Origin of the sequence: Anabaena sp. UHCC 0253 (genome assembly GCF_009712085.1) — a bacterium.
Classification (GTDB): Bacteria; Cyanobacteriota; Cyanobacteriia; order Cyanobacteriales; family Nostocaceae; genus Dolichospermum.
On record NZ_VILD01000003.1, the window covers coordinates 781,400 to 797,555 of the forward strand.

Here is a 16,156-nt window from a genome sequence, read left to right on the forward strand (position 1 = left end):
ATTATCATTAATACCCGTAAAGTTAATAATATTGACTGCATCAAACTCATAATTATTTGTTAAAGTGTTTTTGATTAAGTATATTTGTTTACAGCTAACTTTTAAGAGCAACTAATACTTGAAGACTTACTATCGGGTAGTGCTTGCACTTAACTTTTAGTTTAGATTCAGATTGTCTGTAATTATTCAACCAAAAATTCCGAGGCATCATCGAGCATGACACAACCAAAACGCGCTTTAATTACTGGTATCACAGGTCAAGACGGTTCTTATTTAACAGAGTTGTTATTAGAACAAGGTTATGAAGTACATGGGATTATTCGCCGTACTTCCACCTTTAACACAGACCGCATTGATCATATGTATGAAGACCCCCATAAACAGGGTGTGCGGTTGTTTCTTCACTATGGCGACTTGACAGACGGAACAACACTGCGGCGGATCCTAGAAGAAGTTAAACCTACAGAAATTTATAACTTGGGCGCTCAATCCCACGTCAGAGTGAGTTTTGATTCACCTGAATATACAGTAGATGCTGTAGGTATGGGTACATTAAGATTATTAGAAGCTATCCGCGACTACCAGCACCGCACAGGAATTGAAGTCCGTTTCTATCAAGCCGGTTCTTCGGAAATGTATGGTTTAGTGCAAGCAGTCCCCCAAAGTGAAACTACACCTTTTTATCCCCGTAGTCCCTACGCTTGTGCTAAGGTTTACGCCCACTGGCAAACCATAAATTACCGCGAATCTTATAATTTGTTTGCTTGTAATGGCATTCTTTTTAACCACGAATCGCCCAGAAGGGGTGAAACATTTGTTACTCGGAAAATAACTAGAGCCGTCGCCCGGATTGTCGCTGGTAAACAGAAAAATATCTACATGGGTAATTTGGATTCCAAGAGAGATTGGGGTTACGCCAAAGATTACGTAAAAGCTATGTGGTTAATGTTGCAGCAAGAAAAACCAGATGATTATGTGGTTGCAACAGGTGAAACCCATTCGGTGAAAGAGTTTCTGGAGTTAGCATTTAGTTATGTAAATCTTGATTGGCAGAAATACGTAGAATTTGACGAACGTTATCTCCGTCCAGCCGAAGTAGATTTACTAATTGGTGATCCAACTAAAGCACAGCAAAAATTAGACTGGAAACCAACGGTAACATTTAAAGAACTGGTTTCTTTGATGGTGGAAGCTGATTTACAAGCTTTGGGTTGTATTGCCACGAATGGGAATGGTGCAAAACAACCTCAAGATATTGCTACTACTCGTCAAGAATTGGGATCTCTGCATTTTTAGATCGTCAAGGATAAGAATATGACAGCCTTAGAATTAGAAAATAAACGGATTCTTGTGACTGGTGGGGCGGGTTTTCTTGGTCGTCAAGTGATAGATCAACTGTGTCAACATGGCGCAGATCGTGAGAAAATTACCGTGACGCGATCGCATGATTGTGATTTGCGTGTTTGGGAAAATTGCCAACGGGCAGTAGACCAGCAGGATGTGATCATTCACCTAGCAGCCCATGTCGGTGGGATTGGTCTAAATCGGGAAAAACCGGGCGAGTTATTTTACGATAACTTGATGATGGGAACTCAGTTAATTCATGCTGCTTATCAACAGGGCATAGAAAAATTTGTCTGTGTAGGAACTATCTGCGCTTATCCCAAGTTTACCCCTGTCCCATTTAAAGAAGATGATCTCTGGAATGGTTATCCAGAAGAAACTAACGCCCCCTATGGAGTGGCAAAAAAAGCCCTCTTAGTGCAACTGCAATCTTATCGTCAGCAGTATGGCTTTAATGGCATTTACCTCTTACCCGTGAACTTATACGGACCTGAAGATAACTTTAACCCTAACAGTTCTCACGTCATTCCCGCCTTAATTCGCAAAGTTCAAGAAGCGCAAACGAGGGGAGAAAAGCAACTTCCTGTTTGGGGTGATGGTTCTCCTACCCGTGAATTTTTGTATTCTACAGATGCAGCACGAGGGATAGTGATGGGAACTCAGCTTTATAATGATGCTGAACCCGTCAATTTAGGAACTGGTTATGAAATCTCTATCAAGGATCTCATTACCTTAATTTGCGAATTGATGGAGTATGAAGGGGAACTTGTCTGGGAAACCGACAAACCCAATGGCCAACCCCGACGTTGTTTAGATACTGAAAGGGCAAAACAGGCTTTTGGTTTTACTGCTGAAGTAGAATTTAGAGAAGGGTTGAAAAATACTATTGATTGGTGGCGGAAAAACGCTGCATAAAGGTTATTAACTCTGCGCTCTCTGTGGTTGGAAAGTAATTTATCTAACCACAGAGGCACAGAGGACACAGAGGAAAGAGGTTAAAGAGAAATTTTTTGACAATTTTAAATTGTATTAGGCTTTGCAAAAAATAAATTCACAACTAAATAAAAAAGAACTGCGGCGGACTTTACTCCAAAAACGCCAGTCAATGACATTATTAGAATGGAGAGAAAAGAGCGATCGCCTCACCACCAACATCCAAAACTCAGTTATATTTAATCAGGCAAATACCATTCTGGCTTTTTTCAGCTTTCGTCAAGAACCTGATATTAGCTCGCTATATACCAACACTAACAAACGTTGGGGTTTTCCCCGTTGTAGTGGTAAATCTCTAGTTTGGCATTCTTGGCAACCTGATGACACAATTAATATCGGTGCTTATGGGATTACTGAACCTCACCATGAAGCACCAATAATTGAGATTGAAGAAGTAGATTTAATACTTCTCCCCTGTGTGGGTTGTGATGTCCAAGGATACCGCTTGGGTTATGGTGGTGGATATTACGACCGTTTTTTAAATTCCCCCGGTTGGAAGACAAAATCAACCATAGGAGTAGTTTTTGATTTTGCTTATTTATCTCAATTACCAGTTGATAGTTGGGATAAGCCTTTAGAAACTGTGATTACAGAAAATGATTCTTGAATTTTCTGGAGGTTATAGAAAGTTAGTTAGACAATTTCAACCAAGTTTCTAAGTCTGTAACTGAAGTGAGCTTGTCGAACTGCACGAGTCGCTTATATCTCAGGTCTAAAGACACTGAGCTTTACTCTTACCGGATGCTCTTGTAAAATCTAATAAAGCTTCTCCTAATTCTTCAAGTTTTTCACCAGGTAATTCTTGGACTTTTTGAATTAATGAGGAATCAATTTCCCCAATTCGGCGATTTAATTGCCGAATAATTAGCACTGCTAAACCTGTACCTATATAATCAAACGATTAAGCCGTTTAGAGTATAGTTAATAGAATTATTTTCTCGTTCCCATACTCTGTATAGGAACGAGATAAAAACGGGATAAAATTATTTTCATACCTAAAATCAGCAACACCAAATATTGTATCTGTGTGCATAATTTATAATATTGAGCCAGTTAAGTCTTCGGTTTCCCTACCAAGCTAACTGGCTCGGTTTTATATTCGGATATAGTCACCCACATCACTGGTTTTGAGTTTGGACTCTCTGGTGTACGCTCGATAAAATCCCTTCTATCAATTCTGACTGTAGAGAGTGCTGGCGAGCAAGACCCGAACACAACACGAAAACCGAGATTATTGTCTTGATTACGCGCGTTGTTCCTGTTACGGTTCGCCGAACGGCAATTGATAGCATTGTTGTACCAAGAACCGCCCCGTTTTTGAACTCAACCCCAAGCTATGTGCCATAAGTTCTAAGACTTATAAGCAAGGATAGCCTCTATTAGTTTTACATCTTTGAAATATTATTAGCGATATTGTTTACAAGTCTTTATTGTGGGGTGCGTCAGAAATGATAACTTCGGTAAAAAACTAAATATTTGGATATCTGACGCACCCTACTAAATAAAAAAAATTTTATCGCCTAAAGGCGAGGGGTAAGGGTAGAGAAGAAAAGAGCAGAGGGCAAAAGGGCAAGAGGGCAGAGGGCTAAGAAAGTCCTGGCGAGCAAGACCCGAACACAACACGAAAACCGAGAGTATGGTCTTGACTACGCGCGACGCTCCTGTTACGGTTCGCCGAACGGCAAGTGAGAGCAAGGTTGTACCAAGAACCGCCCCGACATATATAAGCGAGATTATCTTCTTTATCACTAATTTTATTAATCCAGGTTGCCAATAAATTCTTTTTGTTTTCCCAAGCTTCATTACCATTACTTTTTAAACGCGCGGGCTTTTCGCTATAGCTATCGTGAAATTCATCCACACACCATTCCCAGACGTTGCCGTGCATTTGATATAAACCCCAAGGGTTAGGGGTGAAACTATCCACATTCACGGTACATTCTCGATATTCGCCCTTTGGGGCATCACCATAAGGATAATTGCCGTCATAATTGACTTGATCTGTTGTAATGGTCTTACCAAAGGCAAAGGGTGTAGTTGTTCCCGCACGACAGGCATATTCCCATTCTGCCTCTGTGGGCAATCTGACGGCGCGTTTTGTTTGTTCAGATAGCTTTTGACAAAATGCCCGTGCTTCATGCCAGGAAACGCCGACTACAGGCTGCTTATCGCCTTGAAACTTGGGGTCATATTGCTCAGATGGCTTAGTTTTCATCACGGCGTACCATTGGGCATTGGTGACTGCATATTTCCCCATTAAAAACTCTTGCAAATAGACTTCATGCTGTGGGGTAGACCAGTCTAACCATCGTTCAGCATCCTCACGCTTGTTGCCATATTTCAGGAGATTTTCTAGGGCTATTTGGCGTTCTGCTGGGGGCATTCCCATAGTAAACTTACCTGCTGGCACTCGCACCAGTTCTAGGGTTAAGCCTTGACCTAAATCTACAGTCAATTCACGGGTTTTTGCTGTTGCTGCTTTACGTCCCTGTTCTTCTGCTTCTCGACGCTGTTCTAATATATTTGAAGACTGTTTATTTACTAATCGCTGAAAGGCACGAATTGGCCGCATATCTGTTCCACCTGCTGCCACATTAACCCGCATCCATATCTGAAAAGCTAAAGCAAAAAATTCTTCTGCTTCGGCAATTGCGGCCTCGGCTGCTAGTTTATCAATATCACTTAGGTTAGCGAACTTAGGAAGTAAAATATAATGTAATTTTGTCTCAGGTTCGATCACAGCATAAGGTATCTGATTATATTTCTTATGCTTTAGGGTCAATTGGGGAACTTGATGGCGCAAATATTTAGACAAGCGTTCAACAGTTGCACAGTTGCTTTCACCTTGAATTTGCAACCCATTGAGTAAAACGTGGGTAAATGCACCTTGTTGAATTTCCTCAATTTCGTAAGAAACCTGATTGGGACTACAGGAATAGAAGGTGATTACACCTTGCTGTTTTTCTTCACCAATTCCCAAACCTGCACTTTTTTGACCAGTGCTGCGACAAGCATCAATAAATAAGACTATATTATCCGCACCACTGCGCCGCAAGCGTTCTGTTATGTAGGCGATAGATATAGCAGAATCCGTAATAATGCTAGGATCTCCATCTATGGGTAATAAATAATCTTGTCCTTGATATGGCATTCCATGACCACTAAAATAAAACCAGAGGGTGTCTCCAGGCTCTAAAAAAGGGGTTTGAAAGGTTTTGTGTAAAAATGATTTTATGGTGGTGTAAGTTGGTTGAGTTTCTCGTGGGGAATCATCACAGAAAAACTTGAGATAATCTGGTTTTACGGCTAAATGATGCTGAAAATAATCCCGCACCTTTTCTGCATCAGTTTTTGCGTAATTAAGAGGCTGAATGCCGTTGTAATATCCGTTGATGCCAATAACAATAGCGCAATTTTCAGCCATATTCTGATCAATTTACGGGAGATGGGGAAGATTGGGGGGATGAACGCTTAAATTTTAGCTCAATTGCGCCTTTACCAGCAGCTTTTCCACCCGTACCCAGTAATTTAATTTCCGCTTCGCTACTAATTTCTACGGTCAGGGTAATTTCATCAAGCTGGAGTTCTCCTTGGGTAGCTATTTGCTTTTGGACATCAGTAAATACATTACTAATTACTCCGACAAAATGCGACATTTGCTTGGCTAACATTCCCGCGTTTATGCGACTGTCTTTCGTTTCTTCATCTTTTGGAGGATTAGCACTGGGAAAACCACCTTTTGCACCTGATTTTGAGCCGTTATCAGAACTACTTGCGGTGACAATCCATAGTTCTTCATCTTGCCAGTTTTTGTCAATCATGTTACTTCCTTACACCTGCTTTGAGTATTTTCGCACATATTGTCAGAATCAGGTGGTTATCGAGTTTCGACTACGCTCAACTACCGCGAAGTCGAGATAATGTCCAGGATTAAAGGATGAACAGGATAAAAACAGGAATTTTATCATCAATTACCTATTACCAATTATCCATTAGAAATCTCCAAAAAAGAATGTAGAGACGTTCCATGGAACGTCTCTACAAGGGTTGTGGATAAAGCATATTTAATTTCTGCAAGAGGTCTATTGGTTACTGAGCGATTGGTTACTAGGAAATTGCTTGAACAATTTATAAAAAATAGAATCCCGTCGCATTATTAATGAAAATTATCTTGTATTTATTCATTACCTCCACATAATAAATGATCAAGGTGTGTTTTTCCTAGACGAGGAGAAATTATTTTAAATCTACGTAATAATCAGGTTTTTTATGGAGGATTTTTGTAATAAAATGATAGTGTAAGCTTATAAGTAAAGTTGTTGAGTTAAAAATATGGAATATCCTTGGCAACAGCTAAAAAAGGGAGAACTTGATTGTCAACAGGCGCTCAGTCTGTTAATAGATGAGCGAGGTACGGTGAATTTAGAATTATTAGATCCTGAAGTCAGTGGGCGATTTTTTCGGTTATTTTCTCATGCTCAACAATTACCTCCTGTTGTGCCTTTGTTACTATGGCGTAATTGCTATTATTTAGGTAGTCCAATTATCATTGAAGCAGATATAATTCAAAAATTGAGCGATCGCACTTTTACAGATATTAAAATTCTTTCTATTACCGAAAAAAGCTATAGTGGTTGGTATCATACTCAAAATCTTGACCTCAATAAAATCAGTGGGGATTCTTTAATTAATCCTCTTACTAAGGAACTTGAATCAGAAAATATTGCCGAACTGACAGAACTTTATCTTTCCAAAGCATCGGATCAAATTCAACGGGTAAAAACTCTATTTAGTGGTGCATTACGCAATCGTGCTAGTGATATTCATTTAGAACCAATGCCAGAAGGTTTAAGAGTTCGTTATCGAATAGATGGTGTCTTGCGACACATTACTACATTTCCTCTGGAAATCAGCCGCAGAGTAGTAGTTGCTACTAAAGTTATGTCCGATTTAGATATCGGTGAAAGCCGTCGTCCTCAAGATGGACGCATAGGCCAAAAATATGCTTTGGGAGAATCATCAGATGTGGGATTAGATATGCGCGTTAGTACCCTCCCCTGTATTGGTGGTGAAAAAGTCGTAATTCGCTTACTTCCCCAACGAAATCCGTTTAGCAATATGGGTGGACTTGGTTTTTCTGATTCGGCATTGGAGATATACAAAAGATGGTTAAGTCAACCCCAAGGGATGATTATTCTCACTGGTCCGACAGGCTCAGGCAAAACAAGTACGCTGTATACTAGTTTGCAATCAGTTGCCAAAGAATCAGTAAATGTAGTGACAGTAGAAGATCCAGTAGAATATGTTTTATCTGGGATCACTCAAACTCAGGTAAACGAAGCCGCTGGAATGACCTTTGCGGCGGGTTTAAGGGCTATTCTCCGCCAAGATCCTGATGTGATTATGGTGGGAGAAATTAGAGACAACGAAACCGCAGAAACCGCCGTCAGAGCGGCTTTAACTGGACATTTGGTATTTACTACTTTGCACACCAATGATGCTGTTGGCACAATTCCCCGCTTAAAAGATGTTGGACCAGATCCAGGTTTAATCAGTGATGCCCTCTTAGGGATTGTTGCCCAGCGGTTGGTGCGGCGAGTTTGTCCTCACTGTGCTGAACCTTACACCCCGACATCAGATGATTTACGGAAATTAGGATTAAAAGCCACACCAGAAACAACTCAACATTGGTTAAAAGGTAAAGGTTGTATTAAATGTTTTAATTCTGGCTATTTGGGAAGAGAAGCAATTGTTGAATTATTAGATGTTGATGATCGGGTGCGAGAATTGATTTATCAAGGAACAATGACGGAACTAAATCGCTATTTGAAAACAATTGATTTTACTTCTTTTAGTATGGCTGCTGCCCAAAAAGTGACCACTGGAGTCACAACTATAGAAGAAGTTTTTCGAGTATTACCTCATAGTGCTTTATGTCATTAATTCTGTTTGATTACTTGTTGAGGTGTAGCAAGAAAGAATTAACCGCAGATAGAAGATGATGAACGCGGATAAACGCAGATAAATTTGTAAATGATTAGACTAGGAAACGCTATATGAGGTCACGCTACGCTATCAGTAAACCCTATTTGGTTGTGATTAATAATACTTGTAAAATAATTACCCTGATAACTAATTGTGAAAATTTACGCATATCAGTGTGAATTTTTGATATAGCTGATATTACATCATACAAATTTAAGAATTCCTATGTTAGATTTTTGTATCCAAATGAGCAGGTGCGTTACATTATTAATAACGCACTGGTAATCTATTCTACAAAATGAGGCCGCGACTGTTGATTGAATTTAAACTTTTCTTCTAACATTTCCCATTTTTCTTGTTCAATTATATGAATAAATTCGTCGAGGCTGTGGCGATATTGCTGTAATGAATGCAGTAGTGCTGGGCGATTATATTGCGCCATCATCACGCCTAATTCTGGATTTCCTCCCCCTACCCTACTAGTATCCTGAAACCCTGAACTAGCAAAATTCTGGGCTAATTTGGTGATTTCTGGATCTGTTTCACTTAAACAAGCTGCTATCAAGGAGGCGCTGACCATTACTGGTAGATGAGAAATCCAAGCAACGGCGCGGTCATGTTGTTCTGGTTGACAATGATAGATAATCGAACCGAGCGATCGCACAATTTCTTCTACAATTATTACACCATCTCTAGGTGTTGTCTCTATTGGTGTTAATACATAAGGCCGATTGACAAATAAATGCGGTTGTGCTGCTTCTATGCCCACATCTGTTTTTCCGGCCATCGGATGACCACCGATAAAATTCTCCCATAAAGGGGAAATAGCCTCAACAATAGGTTTTTTTACTGAACCAACATCAGTAATAATAGTGGTCTTAGGTAAATGAGTTATTAACTCTTTGATTTGAGGCACTATAAGCCCTATAGGGGTGCAAATAAATACAACTTCGGCTGATGCTAACAAGCTCAAGTCTAACGACGCTTGATCAACACTACCGAGGTGAATTGCTTTTTCACAGGTTGATTGACGACGACTTACACCTAAAACATAGTGTCCTTGCGAACGTAAATCAAAACCTAAACAACCACCGATGAGTCCCAGTCCTAAAATACCAATTTTCATCGTAATCTTGAAAATTAATTTGTACTTGTTCTCTCGATACTTTACCAACTCCAACGCTCAAAGTTGGCAATAAAAAGGTAGATTCATGACTGTAGAAGCAGAATTAATCGCAAAATATGCACAGGGAGTCTTAGACTTCAGTGGTCTTAATTTAGCAGAATCAAATTTCAGTAGCATTAATCTTAGTGGTATTAATCTTAGTCACGCTAATTTGAGTGTAGCTAATTTAAGTGGTACAAATTTCAGCAAAGCTAATTTAAGTGATGCTCAACTAAATGTGGCTCGCCTCAGTGGTGCAAATCTCTCAGACGCTATTCTGAACCGCGCTAGTCTCAATGTTGCCAATTTGATGCGGGCAGATTTGAGCCGCGCTCAACTTTGTGAAGCTTCCTTAGTTCGTGGTGAGTTAGTTCGCGCTGATTTAACTCGCGCTAATCTCTCAGATGCAAACCTCAGTGGTGCTGATTTGCGGGAAGCCACACTTCGACAAGTTAATCTCCGTCGCGCTAACCTCAGTGAAGCCAACCTGCGAGGCTGTTTCCTCCGAGAAGCTAATTTGGAAATGGCCAATCTCCATGGTACAGAATTGGGCGCTTGTGACCTCAGTGGGGCTAATTTACGCAATACTGAACTCAGACAGGCTAACTTGTGTTTAGTTAACCTCACTGGTGCAGATTTACGAGGCGCTAATCTTCGTTGGGTAGATTTACGAGGCGCTAATCTTCGTTCGGTGGATTTGAGTGGAGCTAAATTAAGTGGTGCTAACTTAACAGGGGCAGATTTGACAAATGCCAATTTAACTAATACTAGTTTTGTTCACGCTAATTTAACCCAAGCAAAATTAATTAAAGTAGAATGGACTGGGGCAGATTTATCTGGAGCTACGCTCACTGGCGCTAAACTGTATGGTACACCCCGATTTGGGTTGAAAACAGAGAGTATTGTTTGCGAATGGGTGGATCTTTCCTCTATGGGCGATCGCTCCATCATCCAAAATTTTACCCCAGAAGAAGCCAAAGAATTCTTTAATGCCACTCCCCCAACTCTACGTATTATTGTTGAGTCACCCCTAAACCACGAGGCTAACTTTGTTCTCGCCGGCACTTATTATCAAATTGCTCAAGAATATCCAGAACTAATACAACCCCCTAGTCTAGAAATCAGCAACCGTAGAACTATTTTAACCTTCCGCATAGAAAATGACCTAGCTTTATTTCCTATCGCTTTTATGGCAATTCTCCCCTTTCAGGATGCCACAATCACCAAAAAAAATATTTATGCTATGGCAGATATGATGCGTGCTGAGGTTATTCGTCAGCAGGATCTCAAGTCCATTAAAATTGTTAGACAATTAATCATCCTTCTGGCCGAAGCCATGCGAAAAGCTAAAATAATTGAACAGACTAAAAAAAATTTAGAAGTAGCTCAAAAATTAACTTTTTTCAAAGCCCCAACCCAGATCATTTTAACAAATTCTACTGCTAACAATCTGACAATTTATGACAATAGTAATAGTAACAAGCGACTTATGAGTAATTTGCACAACAATAATGATATATCCAATGAATCAATATTTCCCCTTCCCGAATTAAACATGATTGTCGCTTTTATCAAAGGATTTTACTATATTGGTCAGTAGTCAATTTTCCACCTAAGTAGGTGAACAGAAAAATTTAAAGGTATGTGAAGAAAAGTAAAATCGCCCAAAACTCTCTTCCTGTTCCCTTGCCCCAGCGACAATTTTTAACGCCCACCTACTTACTAAAGATAGAAGCAATTTTGAAATAATCTACTTAAAAAATTACCGGAGGAAAACAATGCGTGATACTTTTAATCGGATGATCGGCAAAACTCGCTATGTTGTCTGTCGTTTGTTTCTACATTTAAATGGAGAGGAAGTAGCACCAATACTAGGTGTCCTCAATCGCTCCGCCAGAACAGCAATTAGTGCTGACGGGGATTTGGAAATTTTAGGAGAAGAATTGGTACAACTATGCCAAACTTTCCTGCAATATGATGAATACTGGTTCTCGGCTGCTAATGAAGGCGATGTCTTTTGGAGCGAAGGTGAAGCTGGAGATTATGTCAATGAATTATTCACCGACTCAGCCCAAAGATATGGATCTGACCTGAATTTGAGTTCTACCACCTCCGACCAGCCCTTATCACTTCCTGTTACCCGTAACGTCGTTGTCATGATTACAGTCGCTACTGAAGGGGAAGTTCCAGATTTAGAAACAGACTTAGCTAACATCCCAGCCTTGAAAGCAGCTTTAAAAACTTTAATTAATCTACACTACAAACATAAACTCCGCGCCATCCAAGTTCATTTCTCACCCGCCCAATTAGGAGATGAACTTTCTAATGATCAACTATTGGAGTATTACCCAGAATTGATCCCCTTGTAATTTATCGTTAGTCTGTAATTAGTTAGTATCCGCACAAAGCATGAACACAATGATTATGACCATAATACGTAAATTTACAGTTGTTTGTTTAGCCTTGAGTTTGTGCTTAACAACGGTCGCCTGTGGAGGAGGAAACCAAACTACTTCTTCAACTAAAAACGTTAGCCAAACTGCTACCCCCACTAAGTTAAGTGATGGACAGTATCAAGTACAACAAGGCACATATAACGATGCCAATGGTGAGTATACTCTGTTTTTACTCAACAATACACCTCCAAGCTTTGCTACAGAAAAGCTACAAATGGCACGACTGACTGATGATGAAATCAAAGCAGGTAAGAAAACTTACTTGAAAGTAGAAAATAGTCAGCCAGTTTTATACATGACTGAAGACTTTAAAATTGAGTACGTCCATAACGTCACGGAGACCAGAGAAAATCCCCAAACTGGACAAAAGGAAACCGTCATTGTTCGTCAACAAAGTAGCTTTTGGGCCCCTTTTGCGGGAGCTTTAGCTGGTCAAGCTATTGGTAGTATGTTGTTTAGACCTCAATATTATGTTCCCCCTGTTTATCAGCCTGGTGGAATCATGACTGGTTATGGTGGCTATGGTTCAAGCTATGATTCAGCGGTTTCTAATTACCGTTCTCGCTACAATGAACCACCCGCAGCAGTGAGAAATCGGACTACTTTCCGGACTACAGGAAACATCAAAAACTCCTCTTCCAGAAACTCTATCCGCACTACACCAAGTACCAACCAAAGAGGAAGAGCCTCCGGTTCTGGTTTTGGTAGCAGTACCCTCAAACCTTCTGGTAACTCTAGCACTACCCGCCGCAGTTCTGGTAATAGTTTTGGTAGTGGTGGCCGTTCTTCTAGTCGTCGTTCCTCTGGTTTCGGTAGTAGAAGAAGATAGTTAAATTATTTCCGTTTGTCCACTAGACTCCTCGACAAACGGAAAATTTTTTCTTTGTTTTTGCGTTTTAAGAAGAGGGAATCTATTGACGTTTGATTAAAAATCTGTTATGATAAAGTTGATAAGGAAGAACTATCTTCAAATAAAAATATATTAGAGTAAGATGCAGGTTGGGGTGAAAGACAGTACAACCCGAAAAAGTCCTGCAAATATTAAGTTTTAGATCAATCCAAGCGACTCACTTCATAGTGGCCAACGTCCAACGGCTTTACCAATCACCGCTAACTCTGACATTAATTGATCAAAACGGTCTGGAGTTAAAGATTGGGGTCCATCAGATAGAGCTTTAGCTGGGTGGGGATGAACTTCAATCATCAGCGAATCTGTACCCGCTGCGATCGCTGCCATAGCCATTGAAGGGACAAATTCAGACCAACCCACACCATGACTAGGATCAATCATCATTGGTAAATGCGTCAATTTCCGCAACACCGGCACAACTGATAAATCGAGAGTATTCCGGGTATATTGACGGTCAAAAGTTCTAATTCCCCGTTCACACAAAATCACATTGGGATTACCCGCCGCTAAAATATATTCAGCCGCCATTAACCAATCTTCAATAGTTGCAGCCATACCCCGTTTTAACAGCACCGGCTTAGGTTGCGCTCCAACTTTTTTCAGCATGGAGAAATTCTGCATATTTCTCGCCCCCACCTGAATCACATCCGCAACTTCGCCAATTTTCTCCAAGTCTTCCGTATCCATTACTTCTGTAATAATTCCCAGTCCGCTCACTTTCCGGGCTGTAGCTAACAATTCCAAAGCACTTTCCCCATGACCTTGAAAAGCATAAGGTGACGTGCGGGGTTTATATGCACCACCCCGTAAAAACTTAGCTCCCGCCGCTTTTACCCGCAGCGCCGTCTCTACAATCATCTCTTCATTTTCCACGGAACAAGGTCCAGCCACAACCACCAAAGGATGATGTTCACCAAACACCACATCCCCTTCAGGAGTATTCACTACCACCTCAGAAGCTTCTCCATGACGGAACTGGCGACTAGCTCGTTTGTAGGGTACTTCTACTCGTAATACTTGCTCAATCCATTGACTTAATTCTTGAATGCGTGGGGGATCTAAATCCGCTGTTTCACCCACTAAAGCAATGACTACTTTATGTTGGCCAATGATTTTTTCTGGTGTTAATCCCCAGCTAGATAGTTCTGTAGTAATCCGGTTTATCTCTTCCTGTGGAGAACCAATCTTCATGACGATAATCATTTACAAGTTCCTTTTTAAGTAAATTTTTTATTAACTAGGTGAACGGAAAAAAACCGTAGACGCGGAGCAGCTTCTCAAAGAGTAATATGTAACGAAAAGATTTGTGGTGATGATTGACAGGATGTAATTGTCAGAATCAGGATATCCAGGATTTAAGGATTTACAGGATAAGGATTTTGATGAACCCCCCGATTTCCTCATGATAGAAGAAATCAGGGATTAAATATCATTAATTTTGCTGTAATTCTGCATCAATTAGCTTTTGCAATTCCTCCAAAGAATTAACACTAATACTCGATAACAGGAGATTTTCTAGAATAGTCATATCCTCAATTTTTGTGATGGAATCACTCATCAATTCTGGAACAGAATCAAATCTATTTGCGAGAATTTTGAGAATATTGTTTTGGCAGTTTTCTTTAGCACCTAATTGTTTACCTTTTGCTTCACCTCTTTCTTCTGCCATTTCTTCAATAGTGCTTAGGAAAGGCATATTTAACTCCTTTTCATGTTGTTCTAGTTTATCGTTGAACTCTGTTTGTAATGGTGGTGGTAAAGTCATCATTTTATCAATGAACTTGACTAAATTAATAATGTCAAATCTAGTTAAGCCTTTTTGATATAATGGTCTGACTATGTTCCATTTCCATTGTTCTCTTTGGGTTAAATCTCTAGTTGTGGCTTTGGTTTTTAGATGTGCCATAACTATTATAGCAAACAAATTGTTACTTGTGGTTAGGTCTGACCATTCATAGTCTAATAGCTTCACAATACTAAATTGCATTTTTACTAAACTATCACCTAATCCATATTCATAACTATTTGGTCGCCATTTTTTATCTTCATCTCCTAATATGGCTAAACTGATGACTGGTTTATGAAATAAATCAAAGGAACGATAGTTATAGATGTACATTCTTTGGGTAAATTCTTTATCATATTGACTTTGTACTTCTATGTGTATCAAAATCCAAATGATTTCATTGTTTAATAACCAAACTTGAAACAATTTATCCGCATAACGTTTTTTTGTTTGACTAAATGCGGTAATTTGTTCTAGTTCTTTATCTAAGGATATTGGTGTTTGACTCCAATCAATTTTTTCGTGTATTTTGGGATAAAAGAATTGGATGAATAATTCAAAATATTCTCCTATTGCTTCTTTCCATGTTTGATCATAATTAGCGGTTGTTTCTGTCATATTTTTTGAGGATTTTAATCGTCTGAATCAGGATATCCAGGATTTGAGGATTTACAGGATGTGATTGTTAAATAGTAAATTACACTATATGATAGAAATTTCTTGATAATCACCAAATTCAGTTGTATTGATAATAGAACAAATTTTACCAACTTGTGTCCTAATTTTTGGACATGAAGTTGACAGTAAAACAATAATTGTAATTTGGCGATCGCTCAAATTCTGTTGATAACGCAAATTCTGATCCGTTGTAACAAGTATTTGATATCCTTTATTCTCAGCAGCTTTTAATAAATCTCCATTTGATAAATTAGACCATCCTTCTTCATAAGCATTGGGGGTCAAATTCCTGTTTTTATCCTGTAAATCCTTTAATCCTGGACATTATCTCGACTTCGCTCGATAACCGCCTGATTCAGACAATATATATCTAAGCAGCTAATTTTTCAAACTCATAATTAAGTACAGCTTCAACTTGTGATCTTTGCACAGGTGGAAACCATTCCAAAAATTCATCTACTGTTGCACCATCGCGCAAATTTTCAAATAATGCAGCCACGGGAACTCTTGTTCCTCGAAATACCCATGCACCACTTACTTTATCAGGTTGTCTTTCTATTGCATCTAAAATTTCCCATCCTTTCATCGCTTATTCCTCTTTGGTAAATGGAAAAGTTACACTTGCATTAATTATAAACTGGCAATTGTCTGAATCAGGTGGTTATCGAGCGAAGTCGAGATAATATCCAGGATTTGAGGATTTTCAGGATGTGATTGATCACTATATGCTATATTCAGCGAATATGCTTTGAATAAGCAAAATGTTAAAACAGCTTAAATTGTGTTGGCTTTGCTAGTTTACAGGTTGATTGTCTAAGATTACAAATGATTTCACTTAA

14 protein-coding genes and 1 pseudogene are annotated in these 16,156 nt (G+C 39.4%); 7 read left to right on the top strand and 8 right to left on the bottom strand.

Annotation, left to right across the window (positions count from 1 at the left end; genetic code table 11):
• Window positions 1–216 precede the first annotated feature (216 nt).
• The 3 genes from gmd to FJR38_RS11680 all read left to right on the top strand — a co-directional run bounded on the left by gmd (window position 217) and on the right by FJR38_RS11680 (window position 2,944).
• Window positions 217–1,296: a GDP-mannose 4,6-dehydratase gene (gene gmd / locus FJR38_RS11670; protein ID WP_168494077.1), complete on the top strand. Its 1,080-nt coding sequence runs from the start codon at window positions 217–219 to the stop codon at window positions 1,294–1,296.
• 18 nt (window positions 1,297–1,314) lie between these two features.
• Complete coding sequence (locus FJR38_RS11675; RefSeq protein WP_168494075.1) at window positions 1,315–2,259, top strand: GDP-L-fucose synthase; 945 nt, start codon at window positions 1,315–1,317, stop codon at window positions 2,257–2,259.
• Window positions 2,260–2,380: 121 nt separating this feature from the next.
• Window positions 2,381–2,944 (top strand): 5-formyltetrahydrofolate cyclo-ligase, encoded by a 564-nt coding sequence (locus tag FJR38_RS11680; protein ID WP_168537138.1) that lies wholly within the window; start codon window positions 2,381–2,383, stop codon window positions 2,942–2,944.
• A 105-nt stretch (window positions 2,945–3,049) separates the two neighbouring features.
• On the opposite strand, the pseudogene FJR38_RS11685 reads toward FJR38_RS11680, so the two are convergent.
• The 3 genes and pseudogenes from FJR38_RS11685 to FJR38_RS11695 form a co-directional block, all read right to left on the bottom strand.
• A pseudogene (locus FJR38_RS11685) lies at window positions 3,050–3,205 on the bottom strand (DUF4351 domain-containing protein); the annotation flags it as partial.
• 717 nt (window positions 3,206–3,922) lie between these two features.
• Window positions 3,923–5,761 (bottom strand): SUMF1/EgtB/PvdO family nonheme iron enzyme, encoded by a 1,839-nt coding sequence (locus tag FJR38_RS11690; RefSeq protein WP_168537139.1) that lies wholly within the window; start codon window positions 5,759–5,761, stop codon window positions 3,923–3,925.
• A 7-nt stretch (window positions 5,762–5,768) separates the two neighbouring features.
• Window positions 5,769–6,158, bottom strand: coding sequence for a hypothetical protein (locus FJR38_RS11695; protein WP_168537140.1), 390 nt, complete (start codon window positions 6,156–6,158; stop codon window positions 5,769–5,771).
• A 511-nt stretch (window positions 6,159–6,669) separates the two neighbouring features.
• Here FJR38_RS11695 and FJR38_RS11700 point away from each other — a divergent pair.
• A complete protein-coding gene (locus tag FJR38_RS11700; RefSeq protein ID WP_168537142.1) occupies window positions 6,670–8,280 on the top strand; it encodes a GspE/PulE family protein in 1,611 nt (536 codons plus the stop codon).
• Window positions 8,281–8,608: 328 nt separating this feature from the next.
• Here FJR38_RS11700 and FJR38_RS11705 read toward each other — a convergent pair whose 3' ends face one another.
• Window positions 8,609–9,448, bottom strand: coding sequence for a prephenate/arogenate dehydrogenase (locus FJR38_RS11705; protein WP_168537144.1), 840 nt, complete (start codon window positions 9,446–9,448; stop codon window positions 8,609–8,611).
• Window positions 9,449–9,533: 85 nt separating this feature from the next.
• Here FJR38_RS11705 and FJR38_RS11710 point away from each other — a divergent pair, with 85 nt between their 5' ends.
• The 3 genes from FJR38_RS11710 to FJR38_RS11720 all read left to right on the top strand — a co-directional run bounded on the left by FJR38_RS11710 (window position 9,534) and on the right by FJR38_RS11720 (window position 12,772).
• Complete coding sequence (locus FJR38_RS11710) at window positions 9,534–11,087, top strand: pentapeptide repeat-containing protein (RefSeq protein WP_168537146.1); 1,554 nt, start codon at window positions 9,534–9,536, stop codon at window positions 11,085–11,087.
• Window positions 11,088–11,265: 178 nt separating this feature from the next.
• Complete coding sequence (locus FJR38_RS11715; protein ID WP_168537148.1) at window positions 11,266–11,856, top strand: DUF1517 domain-containing protein; 591 nt, start codon at window positions 11,266–11,268, stop codon at window positions 11,854–11,856.
• 49 nt (window positions 11,857–11,905) lie between these two features.
• Window positions 11,906–12,772: a DUF1190 domain-containing protein gene (locus FJR38_RS11720; RefSeq protein ID WP_168537150.1), complete on the top strand. Its 867-nt coding sequence runs from the start codon at window positions 11,906–11,908 to the stop codon at window positions 12,770–12,772.
• A gap of 243 nt (window positions 12,773–13,015) precedes the next feature.
• Here FJR38_RS11720 and aroF read toward each other — a convergent pair whose 3' ends face one another.
• The 4 genes from aroF to FJR38_RS11740 form a co-directional block, all read right to left on the bottom strand.
• Window positions 13,016–14,056, bottom strand: a complete 1,041-nt coding sequence (gene aroF / locus FJR38_RS11725) for a 3-deoxy-7-phosphoheptulonate synthase (RefSeq protein ID WP_168537152.1) — start codon at window positions 14,054–14,056, stop codon at window positions 13,016–13,018.
• Between the two features lie 229 nt (window positions 14,057–14,285).
• Entirely contained in the window at window positions 14,286–15,257 is a 972-nt protein-coding gene (locus FJR38_RS11730; protein ID WP_168537154.1) for a hypothetical protein, read from the bottom strand.
• An 84-nt stretch (window positions 15,258–15,341) separates the two neighbouring features.
• Window positions 15,342–15,602 carry a hypothetical protein gene (locus FJR38_RS11735; RefSeq protein ID WP_168536470.1) on the bottom strand — a complete coding sequence of 87 codons (261 nt, stop codon included), beginning with the start codon at window positions 15,600–15,602 and terminating at the stop codon, window positions 15,342–15,344.
• Window positions 15,603–15,687: 85 nt separating this feature from the next.
• Window positions 15,688–15,903, bottom strand: coding sequence for a DUF433 domain-containing protein (locus FJR38_RS11740; RefSeq protein ID WP_168537156.1), 216 nt, complete (start codon window positions 15,901–15,903; stop codon window positions 15,688–15,690).
• Between the last annotated feature and the right edge of the window lie 253 nt (window positions 15,904–16,156).